Raw genomic sequence first — 17,493 nt, 5'->3', positions numbered from 1 at the left:
CGCGGTCACGCGTCGCGTGCCCCGCGGCCGGGAAACCCGGACGCCGCCGCCGCGACGAGCATCGCGGCACCGGCCAGCACGGTCGTCGCCGCAATGACCGTCTCGGTCCACGGGGTGGTGTCGTGCGATTGATAGCCGGCGATCGTGGGCGCGATCAGGAACATCGCGAACAGATAGCCGGGCAGCGTGCCGCCCAGCAGGAGCACATATGCGAGGGAGGTCGCGCGCGACACGCGCCACGAACGCGCAGCGAGCGCCACGAGCCCCCCGACCTCGACGAGGGCCGGTATCCACATCTGGATCGGGTACTGCAGAACGGAGGGGGCGTCGAGCGCGGCCGAGATGAGAGCATGCGCGCCATCGATCCCGAAGGCGACGGCGACGACCGTCGCGAGCATGCCGTCGAGTCGGTTCTGCGCTGTCGCCCGTGCCGCGGCGAGCACGCCGCCCGCGAGGAGCAGCAGTCCGACGCCGAAGAGCGCGGCCGTGATTCCGAGGCTCTCCCACGGATCCGCGACGATGTAATAGTCGAAGAGGTGGTCTTCGACGGAGATGTCCTGGCGCGTCCACGACTCGCGGTAGACGACCCATCGCTCCAAGGAAGCCAGCACCTGCAGCGTCCCCGAGCCGAGGAGCAGCGCCGCGGCGGCGAGTGACCAGCCGGCGCGGACGCGGCGCGCGCCGCCGCTCTGCTCGTCTTCCGTGTGGATCACGCCGATCGTCATGACCGCAAGGTAAGGCCATGGGGAAGCCCGTCCGTGAACGGGGAGGGAACCGGCGCTGTGAGGCGGACGAACGGCGGCGGACCGGCGGTCGAGATGCACCATTCGGCCGGCGAATCACCCGACGCGCGCACGCAATAGTGCAACGTTCCCACACCGTCGGAGACGATACTGGATCGCGTGTCGACGCCGCTGCCCACCGCCCGCAACGGCGGTGGAGGCCGCCCGCCAGGGCCTGACGGGCCGCCCGGGCCGCTGCAGCGGATCGACGGCGACCATCCGTTCCGCTCGCTGTTCCGCATCCTCGGGATGCATCGCGGCCGGTTCGCGCTCCTGACGGTCGCGTACGTCATCAAGGACTCGCCCACGTGGCTCATGCCCGTGCTCACCGCGGCGATCATCGACACGGTCGTCGAGCACCGCCCGCTGCCCGAGCTCGCGCTCTACGGCGGCCTCGCGTTCGGGGTGCTGCTGCAGAACTACCCGGTCGGCATCTTCTACAACGACCAGTTCAGCCGCGTGTACCGGCAGGTCGGCGCCGACCTGCGCAACGTGCTCGTGGAACGCCTGCAGAACCTCTCCATCGGTTTCCATACACGGGCGAGCGCGTCGGTCATCCAGACCAAGGTCGTGCGTGACGTCGAGACGATCGAGCAGATGCTGCAGCAGTCGTATCCGCCGACGATGACGGCCGTCGGCATCCTGGGCGGCGCGATCACGATGACGGCGATCCAGGTGCCCGCGTTCCTCATCGTCTTCCTCGTCACCGTGCCGCTCGGCGTCGCGCTGCTGCTGTTCGTTCGCAAGCTGTCGCACCAGCGCAACGAGGCGTTCCGCCGGCAGGTGGAGCAGTTCTCGGCACGCGTCGGCGAGATGGCCACGCTCATGCCGATCACCCGCGCCCACGGTCTCGAGGAGCATGCCGCCGACCGGGTCGCGGGCAGCGCGGAGAACGTGCGCAGCGCCGGTCACGCCCTGGACCGGGTGACCGGGCGGTTCGGGGCGGTGTCGTGGCTCTCGTTCCAGCTGCTCGCGGTCGCGTGCCTCGTGCTCGCCGCCGGCGCGGCGCTCACCGGCTTCCTCGACATCACGCCCGGCCAGGTGGTGCTGTTGAGCACCTACTTCACGCTCCTGACGACCGGCATCGTCGCGCTGCTCAACCTCATGCCGGCCCTCGCGCGGGGGCGTGAGTCGATCCGCTCGATCGCGGAGGTGCTACAGGATCCCGATGTCGAGCAGAATGCCGGCAAGCGTCGCGTCGACGGGGTGCAGGGCCGTCTCACCTTCGACAACGTCTCGTTCAGCTACGACCGCGACGAGCGCCCCGCGCTGAGCGGCATCGACCTCGACATCGCGGCGGGGGAGACCGTGGCCTTCGTCGGTCCGAGCGGATCGGGCAAATCGACGATCGTGAATCTCGCGCTCGGGTTCCTGCGTCCGACCTCCGGACGGATGGCGCTCGACCTGCAGAACATGCAGAGCCTCGACCTGCGCAGCTATCGCCGCTTCGTGTCGGTCGTGCCGCAGGAGTCGGTGCTGTACGAGGGCTCGATCCGCGACAACGTCACCTACGGGCTCGGCCCGGTCGACGACGATCGCGTCACCCGCGCGCTCCGCGATGCGAACGCCCTCGAGATCGTCGAGCAGCTTCCCGAGGGCTGGAACACGATGGTGGGCGAACGCGGCGCCCGGCTCTCCGGCGGCCAGCGTCAGCGCCTCGCGATCGCCCGCGCCCTCATCCGCGACCCGCGGGTGCTGCTGCTCGACGAGGCGACGAGCGCGCTCGATTCCGCATCGGAGGCGCTCGTGAAGCAAGCCCTCGATCGCCTCATGGAGGGACGCACGACCCTCATCGTCGCGCACCGGTTGTCGACGATCCGCTCCGCCGACCGCATCGTCGTGCTCGAACGAGGACGCATCGTCGAGATCGGGGCGCACGACGAACTCCTCGCGCAGCAGGGCGCCTACGCGCGCCTGCACGCAGCCCAGGCGTTCTAGCGCGGCGCCATCCGGATGCCGCCGTCGAGGCGGATGACCTCGCCGTTGAGCATCGGATTGTCGACGACGTGCAGCACGAGGGCCGCGAACTCCTCGGGGCGTCCGAGGCGCGACGGATGCGGCACCTGGGCGCCGAGCGATTCGCGGGCCGCCTCGGGCAGCGCCGCGAGGAGAGGCGTGTCGAAGATCCCCGGCGCGATCGAGACGACGCGGATGAGGTGGGCGGCCAGCTCTCGAGCCATCGGCAGCGTCGCACCGGCGACTCCGGCCTTCGCGGCGGCGTAGGCGACCTGCCCGATCTGCCCGTCGAACGCGGCGACGGATGCGGTCGTCACCAGCACGCCGCGCTCGCCGTCGACCGGGTCGGTGCGGGCGATGCGCTCGGCGGCGAGCCGCGCGAGGTTGAGCGTGCCGAGCAGATCGACGCGGAGCACTCGGTCGATGCGATCGAGGGGCAGCGGACCGTCGCGGCCGAGCAGCTTCGCCGGCGGGGCGATGCCCGCGCACGCGACCGCGATCCGCAAGGAGCCGAGCCCCTCCGCGAGGTCGAGCGCCGCCGAGAGGGCGTGCTCGTCGGTGACGTCGCCTTCCGCGAACTCCGCGCCCGCGTCGGCCACCCGTGCCGCCGCTTCCGCTCCCGGCAGGTCGACGGCGACGACGCGCGCGCCGGCGGTGACGAGGGCCCGCACGGTGGCGAGGCCGAGTCCCGAGGCGCCGCCCGTGACGAGCGCCGCGGCGCCTTCGAGGCGCATCAGACGCGCTCCAGCACGAGGGCGTTCGCCATGCCGCCGCCTTCGCACATCGTCTGCAGTCCGACCCGGCCGCCGGTCGACTCGAGGGTGCCGAGCAGGGTGGTGAGCAGGCGGGTTCCGCTCGAACCGAGCGCGTGTCCGAGCGCGATGGCACCGCCGCGGGGGTTGAGCCGATCCGGGTCGGCGCCGAGTTCGCGCTGCCAGGCGAGCGGCACCGGGGCGAACGCCTCGTTCACCTCGAACGCGTCGATGTCGTCGATGCCGAGACCCGCCTTCTCCAGCACCCGCCGAGTCGCCGGGATGATCGCGGTGAGCATCTCGACCGGGTCGGAGCCGATGACGTCGAATGCTCGGAACCGCGCTCGCACGGGCAGCCCGAGTCGTTCGGCGGCGGTTTCGCTCGCGATGAGCACCGCGGAGGCACCGTCGGTGAGCGGCGAGGAGTTCCCCGCGGTGATGCGCCAGTCGATCTCGGGGAACCGTTCCCGCATCCGCTCGTCCTCGAAGGCGGGACGCAGGCCGGCGAGGGCCTCGACGGTCGTGCCGGGGCGCACGGTCTCGTCGCTCGCGTGACCGTCGACGGGGAGGATCTCGCCGGAGAAGTCCGCCGCCGCCGCGAGCGCGTGCGAGCGCGCGGCGTACGCGTCGAGCTCGTCGCGCTCGAGGCCCCACCGCGCGCTGATGAGTTCGGCACTGATGCCCTGCCCGACGAGTCCGCCCGGGTACCGCTCGGCGATGCGGGGGCCGTACGGGTCCTCGCCGAGGGTCGCCGCGCCGATCGGCACGGTGCTCATCAGTTCGACGCCGCACGCGATGACGAGGTCGTACGCGCCGGCGGCGACGCCCTGGGCGGCGAAGTGCACGGCCTGCTGGCTCGACCCGCACTGCCGGTCGATCGTCGTCGCGGGCACCGTCTCGGGGAACCCGGCCGACAGCACCGCATTGCGGGTGACGTTGACCGCCTGCTGCCGGATCTGACCCAGGCATCCGCCGATCACGTCGTCGATGAGCGCCGGGTCGAGGCCGTGACGGTCGACGAGTGCGCGGAGCACCCGACCCAGGAGATCGGCGGGGTGGTGGTGCGCGAGGGCGCCGCCCGGTTTGCCGCGACCGGATGCGGTGCGCACGGCGTCGACGATGACGGCGGTGACCATGGGTCGATGCTACGTCGCCGACGTGTCGCCGCGGGAGGGCATCCGGCCTGCGGACCGCCGCGGTTCAGCGCACCCCGTGTTCGAAGTCGGTGCCGAGCTGCCCGGCGATCCCCGCGAAGGTGAGAGCCAGGATCGGCCACCACTTCTCCTGCAGCAGCCACGCGTACAGCACAGTGAGCACGATCACCCCGGCGAACAGGACCAGCAGTGCGACCGTGAGCTGCCCGGCCAGCGGCGGTCGCGGCGCGTCCTCGAGGGGCACCAGCAGGTCGACTTCGTCGTGTGTCATGAGAATCCCCACCGCCCGACCGGGCCGTTCACCGTGTGGTTGCATCGCGGTGCTCCGAGCCTAGCCACGGCAGCCGACCGCCCGGTGGGAGAGTCGGGCGGGGATCTCCCCGAACTCAGGGGTCGTCGAGGTCGATCGCCACGAGGTGGTCGAAGAACGCCGACTTGCGCGCCTCGTATCCGGGCCCATCCGGCCCGTCGTCCGCTCGCTTCATGGCGTTGTACTCGGTGATGAGCTCCGGATGCGCGCGCAACAGCGTCCACGAACGGGAGAACCGCTCGTCGTGCTCCGAGCCGAGCGGCGTGACCGCGACCCCGACCGGCGGCATGCCGATCCGCTCGAAGGCGGCGAGGGTCGGTTGCCAGATCTCGCGCTTCACGTCGACGTAGAGGTCGTACATCAGCTCGACGGTCGCGTCGAACTCGGCGACCGGCACCCGCAGGTGCAGGTCGATGTCGCCGTGGGTGAGCGCCCCGGTGACGCTCGATCCGCCGACGAGCTCGAGTTCCCCGCCGATGCCGGCCGCGTCGAGGCGCGCGCGCTCCGCATCCCGGATGCGCGCGGCGGCCTCGACGTCGGCCGGCTGGAGCGGCATGGCTCACACGGTCGAGACGTCGAGCTCGACGACCGCCCACGAGAGCGCCGGGAGGGTGAGCTTGAGCACGCCCTCGTCGATGCCCACCCCGTCGAGCGGGCGGAGTCCGACCGGCTGCGACTGCTCGGTGTTGGTCGTGAAGCGGTCGCCGCCCTTGGGGATGTCGAGCACCTCGGCGCGGCGCACGCCCGAGGCGCCGAGCCCGCGCAGCACCACCTCCACGTCCGCCGCGTCGTCGAGGCCGCGGTTCGCGAGGAAGAGCGCGACGCGGCCGTGCTCCTCGTCCCACGTGGCGCTCACGTCGACCAGGTCGGCGTCGCCGAACTTCTTCGTCGCGACCTTGTCGGAGTCGACGGCGACGCGCAGGATCTGCCCACGGGCGAGCTCCGACATGCGCGCGAACGGCCAGAAGCTGGTCTGCCGCCACGCCGGTCCGTTCTCTTCGCTGCGGATCGGCGCGATCACATTCACGAGCTGCGCCTGGTTCGCGATCGTCACCCGGTCGCCGTGCCGCAGCAGCGAGTTGAGCAGCGTGCCGACGACGACCGCATCGGTCACGTTGTACTCGTCTTCGATGAGCCGCGGGTACTCCCGCCACCCCTTCGACACCTTGTGCGGCTGGTCGTCGGTGTCGAGGCCGCGCTGGTACCAGACGTTCCACTCGTCGAAGGAGATGTTGATGAACTTCTTCGCCTTGCGCTTCGCCCGCACCGCGTCGGCCGTGGCGACGACAGACTCGATGAAGTAGTCGGTGTCGAGCGAGGTGGCGAGGAAGCTCTGCGCGTCGCCGTCCTCCTCCTGGTAGTAGGCGTGCATGGAGATGTAGTCGACTTCGTCGTAGGCGTGGCTCAGCACGGTGTGCTCCCACGAGCCGAAGGTCGGCATGGCCGAGCTCGAGCTGCCGACCGCCACGAGTTCGAGATCCGGGTCGACGAAGCGCATCGCCTTGCCGGCCTCCTGCGCGAGGCGGCCGTATTCGTCGGCGGTCTTGTGGCCGATCTGCCACGGACCGTCGAGCTCGTTGCCGAGGCACCACAGGCGGATGTCGAACGGCTCCGCGGTGCCGTGCTGCTTGCGCAGATCGGAGAGGTAGGTGCCGCCCGGGTGATTCGCGTACTCGACGAGCTCGCGTGCCGCATCCACCCCTCGCGTGCCGAGGTTGATGGCCTCCATGATCTCGGTGCCCGCCTTCTTCGACCAGCGCACGAACTCGTGCAGCCCGAACGCGTTGCTCTCGACGGTGTGCCAGGCGCCGTCGAGGCGGCGCGGGCGCTGCTCGACCGGCCCGACGCCGTCCTCCCAGTTGTAGCCCGAGACGAAGTTGCCCCCGGGGTAGCGGATGACGGTGGGACCCATCTCCTTGACGAGTTCGAGTACGTCGGTGCGGAAGCCCTCCTCGTCGGCGGAGGGGTGACCGGGCTCGTAGATGCCGGTGTACACGCAGCGTCCCATGTGCTCGACGAACGAGCCGAAGATCCGGCGAGGCACCTCCCCGATGGTGAAGTCGCGGTCGAGCGTGATGCGGGCGTGGGACATGGTTCTCCTGTTTCCGTGGTGAGGGAGGGACGGTGCGGCGGCCTCGCGGCCGCCGCACCGCTGACGCGTGCGGCCTACTGGCCGCCGAATCCGGTGGTGGCGATGCCCTTGATGATCTGCCGCTGGAAGAACAGGAACAGAACGATGAGCGGCAGCGCGGCGAGGATCGACATCGCCATCGTCTGCGCGTACTGCACGCCGAATGCGCTCTTCACCGTCTGCAGTCCGACCGGCAGGGTCATGAGCGAGGTGTCGTTGATGATGAGGAAGGGCCAGAGGAAGTTGTTCCAGGCCTGGATGAACACGAAGATCGACACCGCGGCGAGGATCGGTCGGGACAGCGGGAGCACGATCGACCAGAACACGCGCAGGCGGCTGGCGCCGTCCACGCGTGCCGCCTCCTCGAGTTCGATCGGCACGGCGTCGAAGAACTTCTTGAGGATGAACACCATCGCCGGTGCCACCACCTGCGGCAGGATCAGCCCGAGGTAGGTGTCGACCATGCCGAAGGCGAGCATCTCGTAGAACAACGGGATGATGAGCACCTGCGGCGGGATGATGATCGCGGCGATGATGGCGAAGTACAGCCAGCGGCGCCCGGCGAAGTCGAGGCGCGAGAACGCGTACGCGGCGAGGGCCGACGTCGCGACGGTGAGCGCCGTGATGATCACCGAGGTCAGCACGCTGTTGAGCGTCCACAGCCCCACGTTGCCCTCGGCGAGCACCTTCGCGTAGGCCTCGAAGGTGATCCCGGACTCGCCGATCCAGCTGACCGGCGCCGATCCGGCATCCGCTTCGGACTGCAGGGAGGTGGCGACGGCCCACAGCACGGGGATGAGCCAGGTGATCGCGAGAAGGGCGAGGATCGCGAAGGCGACGACGCGACCCACGCCGAAGCGCTTCTCCCCGGGTCGGCGACCGGTGGAGCGCAGTTGGCGTGCGCGGGTCGGAGTGAGAGTTGCGGTGGCCATGGTCATGCACCCCTTCGTGCGGTGACGCGGAACTGGACGAGCGAGACGATGAGCACGATCGCGAAGAAGATGTACGAGATCGCCGACGAGTAGCCGAACCGGTAGCCGGTGAAGCCCACATCGAAGATGTAGATCACCGCCGACTGGGTGGCCGGCGTGACCAGCTGATTCATCATCTGGTAGATCTGGTCGAAGACCTTGAGCGAGGCGAGCACCTGCAGGATCACGATGAGTGCCGTGGTCGGGCCGAGCTGCGGGAGGGTGATCCCGAAGAGCTGCCGCCACTTGCCGGCACCGTCGATCGACGCCGCTTCGTACTGCTGCTCCGGGATGTTCTGCAGCGCCGCCAGGTAGAGCAGGAAGTTGAATCCGACCGTCCACCACACGGTCGCGATGACGATGGAGATCATCGACACCGAGGGATCCTGAAGCCAGGGGACCGGCTCGAGTCCGACCGCCTGCAGGACGGTGTTGAACAGACCCAGCTGCGGGTTCATCATCCAGATCCAGATGAGCGAGACCACCGTCGAGGCGAGCAGGAACGGCATGAAGTACGACAGTCGCCAGAGCCACTGTCCGGGGAGCCCCTGGTCGACGAGCAGCGCCATGACGAGTGCCACGAGCACGAGCGGCACGGTCGACAGGAGGGTGAACCAGATGGTGTTCCAGATCGCCCCCCACATCTCCGCATCCGCGAACGCCTCGAGGTAGTTGTCGATGCCGATGAGCGCGCCACCGCTGCCGGTGAGGGACTGATCGGTGAGGCTGAGGTAGATCCCGTGGATCATCGGCCACACGAGGAAGAGCACGAAGAACACGAGGAAGGGGGCGAGGAACGCCCACGCCGTGGCGTTGTTGCGGCGGCGGTGCGAACCACGTCGGATGCTGGTGGCGTCGTCGGCGGCCGGGGCCGCCGTCGCGACGGCGCGATTGCCGACTGCGGAGGTAGTCATGCGAAACTCCTTCGTTTCAGACCGGGTTGGGCTTGGACAGGAGCGCGTTGAGGCGCTGGCGGAATCCGCTGACCGCCGCGGCGGGGTCAGCGCCGCTCAGGAGCACCGGCTGCGCGAACTCGCCGAAGATGTTCTGGAAGTCCGACCCCGACCCGGTGAACCATGCCGGCGGGTCGTAGTTGATGATCTCCGCAGCACCGGCGTAGTCGGCCTGCGGTGAGAGCTCCGCGTATGCCGGGTCTTCGGTGATGGGCACGTACGCCGGGATGTGTCCGGCCCCCGCCCAGTCGAACGAGCCCTTGAGGATCTCCGCGACGAAGCGGTACGCCTCGCGCCGCTTCTTCTCATCGGGCTGCGTCTGATGGGGCAGCACGAAGGCGTGGGAATCGGCGTAGGCGGCCGGAGTGCCGAACAGCGTCGGGATCGGCGCGCCGCCGACGGGCAGTTCGGCGTTCTTCATCGTGGGCAGCTCCCACACCCCCGTGAAGAAGATGCCGGATTGTCCGCTCACGAACTCGGCGACGGCGGTCGCGTAGTCGTTGCGCGAGGTGGCGATGTCGTCGTCGAGCAGCTGCTGCATGAACTCGAACGAGCGGACCGCGGGTTCCTCATCGATGCGCGCCTCGCCGCCCACCGGCAGCTCGATCTCGCCTTCCATCTGCCGGTAGAACGTGTACCAGAGCCGCCACATCTGCGCCCCGTCGTTGAGGTACCCGTACGAGAGACCCCGATTGCCGGATGCGCCCTGCATGGCGCGGGCGACCTCGATGAACTCCTCGGGACTCGTGGTCTCCACGAGCTTGCCGTCGGAGTCGAGCACTCCCGCCTGCTCGGCGTAGTCGGTGTTGTACATCATGACGAACGGATGCGCGTCGAGCGCGATCGAGTACAACCTGTCGTCGATGAACCCCTTCTCCCAGATGCGGGCGGGGAAGCTCTGTTCGGTCACGCCGAATTCGCGCAGCAGCGACAGATCCCACGGATCGAGCAGCCCTCCCGGCGCGTACCCGGGGATGCGCGACGCGTGCATGACCGCGAGGTCCGGCGCGCGACCTCCCGCGGACGCCATGGCGAGCTTCGTGTAGTACGGCGCCCCCCACGTCAGCACGGTCTGCGTGGCGTGGAAGGTCGTGTTGGCCTCGTTGGCCGCCTCGACGAGTCCGGCCATGACGACGCCGTCGCCGCCGCTGAGCAGGTGCCAGAACTTCAGCTGTGCCACATTGCTTCCCGGGCCGGTCGCGCAGCCGCTCAGCAGGGTGCTGCCGAGGGCCGCACTTCCGAGCGCTGCTGCCGAACCCAGCAGCATGGATCTCCGGCTGAATGCTGGAGACGGGCGGGTGTTCCGCAATCGATCCATCGTCACTCCTTCGTGATCGCTCGATCATTACATCGTTGTAACGGGGTATGCAACCTCTTGCGGGGGACACTACTCGGAGCGCGGGTCGGATGTCAGCATCCGAGCGCGCGTCGCGGGCGCTCTCGCAGAGAACGAGATCAGCGGGTCGTGCTCTCCCGCACGACGACGCGGTGGGGGATCGAGATCAGGCGCGGCTCGCGGTCCCGGTCGAGGAACCGCTCTGCGAGCAGCGACAGTGCGGCCGTGGCGAACTCCCGCTTGTCGAACGCGACCGTCGTGAGCGGCGGGACGGCGAAGCGGGCCGCGTCCACATCGTCGAAACCGGCCACGAGCATGTCGTCGGGCACGCGGATGCCACGGCTCCAGAGGGCGTGCAGGGCGCCGAGGGCCATCGAGTCGGTGAAGCAGAAGCACGCGTCGACCTCGACACCGGAGTCGAGCAGCGCGCCGAATGCGCGCGCGGCGTTCGCGGTCGTCCAGTCCTGGCAGCCGACCTCGAGCCGCGGGTCGTGCGGCACGCCCGCCGTCTCGAGCGCCGCGCGGTAGCCGGCCGTGCGCTGCCGCGCCGTCGACGAGTCGAAACCGCCGCCGACGGTGCCGACCACGGCGATCCGGCGGCAGCCCTGGTCGAGCAGGTGTTGCGTCATCTTGCGGGCGGCGTCCACGCTGTCGACCCACACCTGATCGGTGCGGTGCTGCTCGACTTCGCCGATGAGCACCACCGGCGGGAGGTCGGCGCCGTGTCCGACGGCGCTCTCGTCGAGCCGTACCGGGTTGAGCACGACCCCGTCGATGAGGTGGGCACGCGCCCGGGAGATGAGCTCCCATTCCCGCTGCGGTTCGGCGCCGGTCTCTTCGAACAGCACGGCCATGCCGCGTTCGTGCGCGACCTCCACGAACGCGTGCGACATCTCGGACGAGTACGCGGTGTCGAGGGCCGGAAGGGCGAGTGCGACGATGCCGGAGCGTCCGTTGCGCAACCCGCGGGCGCTCAGGTTCGGCACGTAGTCGAGCTCCAGCATCGCGGCCTCGACGCGTTCCCGCGTGTCGGGGCGCACGAACACGACGCCGTTGAGCACGTTCGACACCGTCTTCGGCGACACTCCCGCCCGCAGAGCGACGTCCTTCACCGTGGCACGCACGGCGCGATCGGTCGGGGCGGACATGCGATCAGAGTAACGGCGGCCGACCGGATGCGATGGGTCAGCGCACGACGAAGCCCGCCGACAGCAGGTCGCTCGCGCGCGACGAGCGACCGACGAGCAGTTCGAACTCTCCGGGCTCGACCACCCGTCTCCCCTCCGCGTCCACGATCGTGCACTCCGACACCGGCAGCTCAAGGCGCACCCGCGCGTGCTCGCCGGGGGCGAGGTCCACCTGGCGGAACGCCTTCAACTCGCGGTCGGTCCAGCTCACGCTCGTGACCGAGTCGCGCACGTAGAGCTGCACGGTCTCGCGCGTCGGCCGGGTGCCGGTGTTCGCCACGGTCACGTGCGCGACGATCGTCTCGGCTCGTCCCAGTGCGACCGACTCGAGGGTGAGGTCGCCGTACTCGACCGTCGTGTACGACCGTCCTTCGCCGAACGCCCACGCCGGCGCCTGGGTGAGGTCGGCGTACCGGTCGCCGTGCTGGCCACGGATCTGGTTGTAATAGGTGGGCTGCTGCCCGACGTGGCGGGCGAAGGAGATCGGCAACCGGCCCGACGGCTCGACCGCGCCGGTGATCACGTCGGCGAGGGCGCGACCGCCCTCCATGCCCGGATTCGCGGCCCACACGACCGCCGCCGCATCCGCCACCGAGGGCGGCAGCACGAGCGGCTTCGAGGCGAGCAGCACGACGATCACCGGGGTGCCGGTCGCGATGACCGCGTCGAGCAGGGCGATCTGGCCGCCGATGAGCTCGAGCGTCGCGGTGGATCGGCCTTCACCGACCAGTTCGATGCGGTCGCCGACGACGGCGACGACCACATCCGCCTCCTCCGCGGCGGCGACCGCCTCGGCGATGAGCTCCGAGTCGGGCGGGCAGGCCCGCAACAGCGGCGGCCGCGGCTGGCCGTCGGGAAAGGTGGGGCCGGCCGGGTCCGGTTCGAGGGTGAGGATGTCGGCGCCGCGCGCGTGCACGACGTCCCACCCGGCGACCTCGCGCAGACCGTCGAGCACGGTCGTGATCATCTCGCGCGGCTGTCCGTCGAGCCAGCCGGCCTGGCCGGATCCGCCCGCCCAGTCCCCGAGCTGCGTCTGCGCATCGTCGGCGAGCGGGCCGACCACCGCGACACGGGTTGCTCGCCCCGCGTCGAGGGGCAGCACGCCGTCGTTCTCGAGCAGCACGAGCGAGCGCCGCGCGACCTCGAGGTTGAGTTCCCGGTGCGCGGCGCTGCCCACGACCGCATCGCGCTCCGGGGCGGGCAGCCGTGGGTTCTCGAAGAGCCCGAGTTCGAACTTGAGGGTGAGGATGCGGGCCACGGCGTCGTCGAAGGCGGTGTCGTCGAGCATCCCGAGTTGCACGGCCTCGATCGCGCCCTCGAAGAATCGCGGCGTGGTCATGACCATGTCGTTCCCGGCCCGCACCGCGGAGGCCGCGGCGTGGGCGTAGTCGGGTTGCACACGCTGCTCCCAGACCATCCGGCCGACGTTGTCCCAGTCGGTGATGAGCGTTCCGGTGTAGCCCCACTCGCCGCGGAGCACATCGCTCAGCAGCCAGTCGTTCGTCGTGATCGGCACCCCGTCGGTCGTCTGGTAGCCGAGCATGAACGTGCGGCAGCCCTCCCGGGCCACCCGCTCGAACGGCGGGAGGAACCACGAACGGAGCTTCCGGCGGGAGATGTCGGCCTCGCTCGCGTCGCGACCGCCCTGCGTCTCGGAGTAGCCGGCGAAGTGCTTGGCCGTGGCGAGGATCGCGGTCGGGTCGTCGAGTCCGCTTCCCTGGTAGCCGCGCACCATCGCGGAGGCGAGTTCGCCGATGAGGAACGGATCCTCGCCGAAGGTCTCGTCGACCCGTCCCCACCGGAGGTCGCGGGCGATGCAGAGCACCGGCGAGAACGTCCAGTGGATGCCCGTGACGGCGACCTCCTCCGCGGTGGCGCGAGCGACCCGTTCGGTGAGTTCCGCGCTCCAGGTCGCGGCGATGCCGAGCTGGGTCGGGTAGATCGTCGCCCCGGGCCAGAAGGAGTGACCGTGGATGCAGTCCTCGCCCACGAGGAGCGGGATCTGCAGCCGGGTGCGCTGGGTCAGCTCGTGCGCCTGGAACAACCGCTCCGGCGAGGTGTGGAGGATCGAGCCGACGTGACGGCGCAGGATGTGGTCGTCGAGGTCGTCGCGGGCGTCGAGCTGCAGCATCTGCCCGATCTTCTCCTCGACGGTCATCCGCTCGAGGAGGTCGGCCACACGCGCGGCGACGGGCAGGGCGGGATCGCGGAAGGGCAGGGTCTCGACCTGCGTGTCGATCGTCATCGGGTGGTCGACTCCTGAGGTGCGGTGCGGACCGCGGTGACGGCGTCGTTCACGTCGAGGCCCTTCTTCTTGAGGGCTCGCGCCCGTTCACCGGCGGAACGCAGGCGCGGGTTGACGTACTCGTCGATGCCGAAGTTGATGAGCGACAGGGCGACGCCGAGGAACGCGATGCACAGACCCGCGGGGACGTACCACCACCAGTAGTCGGGGAAGGCGCCGTTCTGCTGCGCCCAGAACAGGATGGTGCCCCAGTTCAGGTTGCTGATCGGGATGACGCCGATGAACGCGAGCGTCGTGAGGCCGAGCACAGCGGCGGTGACGGTGCCGACGAAGCTCGACGCGATGATGGCCAGCAGATTCGGAAGCATCTCGACGAAGATGATCCGCCGCAGCGGCTCGCCGTTGGCCCGCGCGGCCTGGATGAAGTCGCGGTTGCGCAGCGACATCGTCTGCGCGCGCAGCACCCGAGCACCCCACGCCCAGCCGGTGAGCGCGAGGACCGCCGCGATGAGCACGAGGGGCGGATCCTCGAACTGCGACGCGACGATGATGATGAGCGGCAGGCCGGGGATGACGAGGAACACGTTCGTCAGCGCCGAGAGCGACTCGCTGCGCCAGCCGCGCGTGTAGCCCGACACGACGCCCATGATCACGGCGATCGCGGTGCCCATGATGCCGGCAAGGAATCCGACGACGAGCACACCGCGCGTGCCGTAGACGATCTGGCTGAAGACGTCTTCGCCCATGTGGGTGGTGCCGAGCAGATGCGACCACGACGGCGCCTGCCGCAGCGCGGTGTAGTCCTTCTCGAGCGGACCGTACGGCGCGATGACGTCGCCCAGCAGGGCGACCACGACGAAGACGCCGAGGATCGCGAGACCCGCGATCGACTTGCGGTTGCGGAACATCGCGAACGACGAGCGCAGTTGCGCCGAGAACGTGCGCCGCGAGGGCGCGGCCGGGGGAGCGGCCGGGGGAGCGGCCGGTGGGGTGACGAGAAGACCTGTGCCGGCCGGCGAACCGTCGGGGAGGGTGCTGTTCGAAGTCGTCATGTCAGGCCTCCGTCTGGCGGGTGCGCGGGTCGAGCACGGCGTGCGCGATGTCGGCGAGGATGTTCGCGAGCAGCACGGCGAGCGTGATGATGAGGAACAGACCCTGCATGAGCGGGTAGTCCTTCGCGGTGGTCGCGTCGAGCAGCAGCTTGCCGACGCCGGGGTAGGAGAAGACCATCTCCATCACGATCGTGCCGCCGACGATGAAGCCGAGCGACAGGGCGAAGCTCGACAGCTGGGGCAGCATCGCGTTGCGGGCGGCGTAACGCCACAGCACGCGATCGTTGGGCATCCCCTTCGCCTGCGCGACGGTCACGTAGTCCTCATCGAGCACGGTGAGCATCATGTTGCGCATGCCGAGGATCCACCCGCCGAGCGATGCGACGATGATCGTGAGGGCCGGGAGGGTGCCGTGCGCGATCACCTGGGCGACGAAGTCGAAGGTGAAGGCGGGCCGGGCGCCCTTGTCGTAGGCGTGGGAGGCCGGGAACCAGCCGAGCACCGATGAGAAGACGGCGATCGCGATGAGGCCGAGCCAGAAGTACGGCACCGTGCTGAAGAACGTCGAGATCGGCACGATGACGTCGGCTCGACTGCCGCGGCGCCACCCGATGAGGGCCCCGGCGGCAGTGCCGAGCAGGAACGACAGGATCGTCGCGAACCCCACGAGACCGAGCGTCCACGGCAGTGCCGAGGCGATCACGTCGGCGACGGGGGCGAGCCCGTTCGAGAACGACCGGCCCAGGTCGCCGCTGAAGAGCAGGCCCCAGTAGTCGAGGTACTGCTGCCACAGCGACGTGTTCTGGTCGAGACCGAACAGGATGCGCAGGGCCCGCTCGGCCTCCGGCGTGATCTGGCCGGCGTTCTTCTGCATGTACGCGGTGACCGGATCGCCCTTCATCATGCGCGGCAGGAAGAAGTTGATCGTGATGGCCGCCCACGCGGTGAACAGGTAGAAGGCGGCGCGACTGACGATGAAGCGGACGTTGGTCTTCATGCGATGTCTCCGAACGGACGCGCGGACAGATCCGCGAAGTGCTTCTCCGGGTCCGGGGACGCGGCGCGGAGTTCGCGGGTGTACTCGTGCTGCGGGTTGAGGATGACGTCGTCCGCCGGGCCGTGCTCGACGACGCGGCCGTGGTGGAGCACCATGATCTCGTCGCTGAAGTGCCGCGCCGTGGCGAGGTCGTGGGTGATGTACAGCACACCCAGTCCCTCCTCCCGCTGCAGGTCGGCGAGGAGGGTGAGCACTCCGAGCCGGATGGAGACGTCGAGCATCGACACCGGCTCGTCGGCCACGAGCAGGGACGGTCGGGAGGCGAGGGCCCGAGCGATGGCGACGCGCTGGCGCTGCCCGCCCGAGAGCTCGTGCGGGCGGCGATCGATGACCGAGTCGGCGTCGAGACGCACGCGCTCGAGCAGCCGGCGCACCTCGGCCTCGGTCTCGTCCTTCGGCACGACCCGGTCGAGCCGGAGCGGACGCTCGAGGTGGTAGCGGATCGAGTGGGAGGGGTTCAGTGAGGCGAACGGGTCCTGGAACACCATCCGCAACTGCTGCCGGTAGCGACGCAGGCCGCGTCCGCGCTGCGGGATCGGCGCCCCGTCGAGGAGCACCTCCCCGGCGCTGGGGGTCTCGAGCTGCGTGAGGATCTTGGCGATCGTCGACTTACCACTGCCGGACTGACCGACGAGGGCGATCGTCTGCCGGTCGCGGAGGGTGAAACTGACGTCGTCGAGGGCGAGGATCGGGGCCGCGCCGCGCAGGCGGTAGCGCTTCGTGACGTGGCGGAATTCGAGGGTCGTCATCGGACCAGCACCCCCCGCTCGCCGGTGAGCCGGGGGAAGGAGGCGAGCAGCTTCCTCGTGTATTCGTGCTGCGGGTGCTCCCACAGCTGGCGGGCGGGCGCGAGTTCGACGATCTCGCCGGCGCGCATGACCGCGATGCGGTCGCTGATCTCGAGCAGCAGTGGGAGGTCGTGGGTGATGAAGATGACCGAGAAGCCGAACTCGTGACGCAGTTGGGAGATCTGGCGGAGGATCTCGCGCTGCACGAGCACGTCGAGCGCGGTCGTCGGCTCGTCCATCACCATGAGCTGCGGGCGCAGCGCGAGCGCCATCGCGATCATGACGCGTTGACGCATCCCGCCCGACAGTTCGTGCGGGTAGGCGCGCAGTCGTTCGCGACCGACCGCGACGATGTCGAGCAGCTTCGCGCACGCCGCACGCCGCTCGAGACGGCTCATGTCGGGACGGTGCACGAGGAAGACGTCGTCCAGTTGTGCGCCGATCGTGGTGACCGGGTTGAGGGCGTTCATCGCCCCCTGGAAGACCATGGAGATCTTGTCCCAGCGGAACCGCCGCATCTGTTCGACGTCGAGGGCGTTCAGATCGACGTGCTCGCCGGAGGCGTCGTGGAAGACGACGCTGCCGGAGGTGATGACGGCGGGGGCGCGGAGCAGACGCTGGACGCCGTAGGCGAGGGTCGTCTTGCCGCAGCCGCTTTCCCCGGCGAGGCCGAGGATCTCGCCCCGCTGCAGTTCGAGGGTGACGTGCTTGACCGCCTCGACGGGCGGTTCGACGTCGTACACGACCGAGAAGTCGCGCACGGTGAGTAGAGGATCGGACATGGTCCTTCGCTTTCGTGGCGTCCGGGCGCGGCGGGGA

Annotated in this window: 16 protein-coding genes; 1 reads left to right on the top strand and 15 read right to left on the bottom strand. The window is 69.6% G+C overall.

Going from position 1 to position 17,493, the window contains the following annotated elements; all coding sequences use genetic code 11:
• Positions 1-5: 5 nt before the first annotated feature.
• On the bottom strand, positions 6-725 hold the full coding sequence (locus CLV46_RS12050; protein ID WP_100364998.1) for a hypothetical protein: 720 nt from the start codon (positions 723-725) through the stop codon (positions 6-8).
• A gap of 177 nt (positions 726-902) precedes the next feature.
• Between CLV46_RS12050 and CLV46_RS12045 the strand changes: the two genes are divergently transcribed.
• A complete protein-coding gene (locus CLV46_RS12045; protein WP_342746115.1) occupies positions 903-2,720 on the top strand; it encodes an ABC transporter ATP-binding protein in 1,818 nt (605 codons plus the stop codon).
• Here the strand turns inward: CLV46_RS12045 and CLV46_RS12040 are convergent.
• From CLV46_RS12040 to CLV46_RS11975, 14 genes are all read right to left on the bottom strand, one after another.
• Positions 2,717-3,472, bottom strand: coding sequence for an SDR family NAD(P)-dependent oxidoreductase (locus tag CLV46_RS12040; RefSeq protein WP_100364997.1), 756 nt, complete (start codon positions 3,470-3,472; stop codon positions 2,717-2,719). The genes CLV46_RS12045 and CLV46_RS12040 overlap by 4 nt on opposite strands.
• Complete coding sequence (locus tag CLV46_RS12035; RefSeq protein ID WP_100364996.1) at positions 3,472-4,626, bottom strand: thiolase family protein; 1,155 nt, start codon at positions 4,624-4,626, stop codon at positions 3,472-3,474. The genes CLV46_RS12040 and CLV46_RS12035 overlap by 1 nt, the downstream gene beginning before the upstream one ends.
• 64 nt (positions 4,627-4,690) lie before the next feature.
• On the bottom strand, positions 4,691-4,915 hold the full coding sequence (locus CLV46_RS12030) for a hypothetical protein (protein ID WP_100364995.1): 225 nt from the start codon (positions 4,913-4,915) through the stop codon (positions 4,691-4,693).
• A gap of 115 nt (positions 4,916-5,030) precedes the next feature.
• Positions 5,031-5,510 (bottom strand): GrpB family protein, encoded by a 480-nt coding sequence (locus CLV46_RS12025; protein WP_100364994.1) that lies wholly within the window; start codon positions 5,508-5,510, stop codon positions 5,031-5,033.
• Between the two features lie 3 nt (positions 5,511-5,513).
• Complete coding sequence (gene arfA / locus CLV46_RS12020) at positions 5,514-7,046, bottom strand: arabinosylfuranosidase ArfA (protein WP_100364993.1); 1,533 nt, start codon at positions 7,044-7,046, stop codon at positions 5,514-5,516.
• A gap of 74 nt (positions 7,047-7,120) precedes the next feature.
• Positions 7,121-8,017 carry a carbohydrate ABC transporter permease gene (locus tag CLV46_RS12015; RefSeq protein WP_100364992.1) on the bottom strand — a complete coding sequence of 299 codons (897 nt, stop codon included), beginning with the start codon at positions 8,015-8,017 and terminating at the stop codon, positions 7,121-7,123.
• 2 nt (positions 8,018-8,019) lie between these two features.
• Positions 8,020-8,970: a carbohydrate ABC transporter permease gene (locus CLV46_RS12010; protein ID WP_100364991.1), complete on the bottom strand. Its 951-nt coding sequence runs from the start codon at positions 8,968-8,970 to the stop codon at positions 8,020-8,022.
• A 16-nt stretch (positions 8,971-8,986) separates the two neighbouring features.
• A complete protein-coding gene (locus CLV46_RS12005) occupies positions 8,987-10,276 on the bottom strand; it encodes an extracellular solute-binding protein (RefSeq protein ID WP_245866791.1) in 1,290 nt (429 codons plus the stop codon).
• 188 nt (positions 10,277-10,464) lie between these two features.
• Positions 10,465-11,493, bottom strand: a complete 1,029-nt coding sequence (locus tag CLV46_RS12000; RefSeq protein WP_425430411.1) for a LacI family DNA-binding transcriptional regulator — start codon at positions 11,491-11,493, stop codon at positions 10,465-10,467.
• Positions 11,494-11,530: 37 nt separating this feature from the next.
• Complete coding sequence (locus tag CLV46_RS11995) at positions 11,531-13,777, bottom strand: exo-beta-d-1,3/1,6-glucosidase (RefSeq protein WP_100364989.1); 2,247 nt, start codon at positions 13,775-13,777, stop codon at positions 11,531-11,533.
• A complete protein-coding gene (locus CLV46_RS11990) occupies positions 13,774-14,829 on the bottom strand; it encodes an ABC transporter permease (RefSeq protein WP_100364988.1) in 1,056 nt (351 codons plus the stop codon). Before CLV46_RS11990 ends, CLV46_RS11995 begins: the two co-directional genes overlap by 4 nt.
• A 1-nt stretch (position 14,830) precedes the next feature.
• Positions 14,831-15,826, bottom strand: a complete 996-nt coding sequence (locus CLV46_RS11985) for an ABC transporter permease (RefSeq protein ID WP_100364987.1) — start codon at positions 15,824-15,826, stop codon at positions 14,831-14,833.
• Entirely contained in the window at positions 15,823-16,635 is an 813-nt protein-coding gene (locus CLV46_RS11980) for an ABC transporter ATP-binding protein (RefSeq protein ID WP_100364986.1), read from the bottom strand. Before CLV46_RS11980 ends, CLV46_RS11985 begins: the two co-directional genes overlap by 4 nt.
• Complete coding sequence (locus CLV46_RS11975; RefSeq protein WP_100364985.1) at positions 16,632-17,456, bottom strand: ABC transporter ATP-binding protein; 825 nt, start codon at positions 17,454-17,456, stop codon at positions 16,632-16,634. Before CLV46_RS11975 ends, CLV46_RS11980 begins: the two co-directional genes overlap by 4 nt.
• Between the last annotated feature and the right edge of the window lie 37 nt (positions 17,457-17,493).

The sequence above is a fragment of the Diaminobutyricimonas aerilata genome, assembly GCF_002797715.1.
Classification (GTDB): domain Bacteria; phylum Actinomycetota; class Actinomycetes; order Actinomycetales; family Microbacteriaceae; genus Diaminobutyricimonas; species Diaminobutyricimonas aerilata.
This window is presented reverse-complemented; position numbering and strand designations above follow the sequence as displayed.